Origin of the sequence: Nitrosomonas sp. JL21, assembly GCF_009833095.1 — a bacterium.
Taxonomy (GTDB): Bacteria; Pseudomonadota; Gammaproteobacteria; order Burkholderiales; family Nitrosomonadaceae; genus Nitrosomonas.
In genome coordinates this window covers 1-2,048 of the sequence record NZ_QRCB01000069.1, presented here as the reverse complement: position 1 = coordinate 2,048, position 2,048 = coordinate 1, and the positions used below count along the sequence as shown (strand labels likewise).

The window sequence follows — 2,048 nt, the reverse complement described above, 5'->3', positions numbered from 1 at the left end:
CGCCGCGGCAATTGTTCGAGCGCCAGACGGTCGCAGCATTGGCGGTCGTGATGAAACCGCTGGAAGCGGCCGCGATGACCGTGGAAGATGCAGGAATTCCTGCGCACGTGCCGATACCGCTGCTGCCGATACAATGTGAATTCTTTGAGCAATCGATTCCAGCTCAGCATCACTGGAATCAGGCCATGCCGCTCAAAAGCCGGCAACGTCTCGAAGCGCGCTGGCTGGATCAGGCACTGCAAGCCGTGGTTCAGCATCACCGGGCATTGCGTTTCAGCTATTCCCTCGATGCAGACGGCCAATGGATACAGACAGCCCGTGAAGCGGCTGCGCAGGATCTGTTATGGATCCGCTCTGCCGCGGATGATGAGCAACTGCTCGTACTGTGCAATGACGCGCAGCGCAGCCTGAATCTGCAACACGGCCCGCTGCTGCGCTGCCTGTTGGTCGATCGGGGCGAACAGGGACAGCTTGCGCTGTTGGTCATTCATCACCTGGCGGTTGATGGCGTATCCTGGCGTATTCTGATGGAAGACCTCGAAACCGCTTACCGCCAGGTCATGCATGACGAAGACATCGCATTGCCTGCACCGAGCAGCGACTATGCCGTCTGGACACGGCGATTACAGCAGTATGCTGCTGACCATGCCGATGAATTTGCCTATTGGCAACAATTGACGGCGATTCCGGCTAGCATACCGTGCGATGAGCCTTCTGGTTCAAACCACACACGGCACTACCGCAAAGTCACGGTCAAGCTCGATCGAGCACAAACACAGTCCTTACTGAAGGACGCACCTGCCGCCTACCGCACCCAGGTCAACGATCTGCTGTTGACGGCATTGGGCGGCGCACTATGCCACTGGAGCGGGCATACGGAAATTCTGGTGGATCTGGAAGGTCATGGCCGAGAAGACCTGTACGCGGATATCGATTTGTCGCGTACGGTGGGTTGGTTCACGACCGTTTTTCCGGTAGCGCTGGTTGGCGGCGATGACGTGGCGGTGAGAATCAAGCAAACCAAGGAACACTTGCGGCGCATTCCGCACAAAGGCATCGGCTATGGCCTGTTCAAATACCATGGCACCGAGGAACAGCGGCAAATCCTGGCGCAATCGCCAAGAACGCAGGTGGTGTTCAATTATCTGGGGCAATTCGATGCCAGTTTCGATGAAGAACACCTGTGGATGCTGGCGGACACACCGGTAGGCGAGTCGATGGATCCGGCGGTGGAGCAGCAGCACGATCTGCAGCTCAACAGCCATATAGTCGGTGGTGAATTCCATTTGGAAGTCGGATACAGCGAAGCGCGCTATCGGAAGGAGACGATGGCCGAGTTTGCGCATGCGTTCATAGCGAAACTGGAACAGATTATCCACCACTGCGGCAGGACTATCCGTGGCGTCACGCCATCGGATTTCCCATTGGCGGCAATGACGCAACAAGAATTGGATGACTTGCCGGTTCCAGTTGAGCAGCTCGAGGATCTCTATCCGCTGTCGCCGATGCAGGCGGGCATGCTGTTTCATAGCGTATTCGATGCTGGGGGTGATATTTACCTGAATCAGTTGCGGGTGGATATCGATCATCTGGATGTGGAGCGGTTTCGGGCGGCATGGCAATCCGCGCTGGACCGGCACGATATACTGCGCACGGGCTTCATACAGGAAGGCCGGGTTGCGGTGCAGTGGGTGGCGAAAGCTGCGCAGTTGCCGTGGTCGGTGCATGACTGGCGCGGCCGCGCATCATTGGCAGAACTGCGGCAAGAACTGGATCGATTGGCGCAAGCGGAACATGAACTGGGTATGAATTTACGGACGCCGCCATTACTGCGTATTGCGGTGGTTTGTCTGGATGATGACCGCTATCACGTGATGATGACGATTCATCATCTGTTATTGGATGGATGGAGCACGTCGCAATTGATGGGTGAAGTATTGCGGCATTATGGTGGTAAAAGCCTGGCATTGCCGCGTTACCGCTACCGCGATTTCATTGCATGGCTGAGCCAGCGTGACCCTGCCCAGTCCCGGGAATACTGGCAACAG

General features: G+C 56.8%; 1 protein-coding gene. It reads left to right on the top strand.

The window, feature by feature from the left end; genetic code table 11:
- Positions 1–2,048, top strand: a 2,048-nt coding sequence (locus ABF87_RS14495; protein WP_240143714.1) for a condensation domain-containing protein, incomplete at both ends; no start/stop codon positions are given.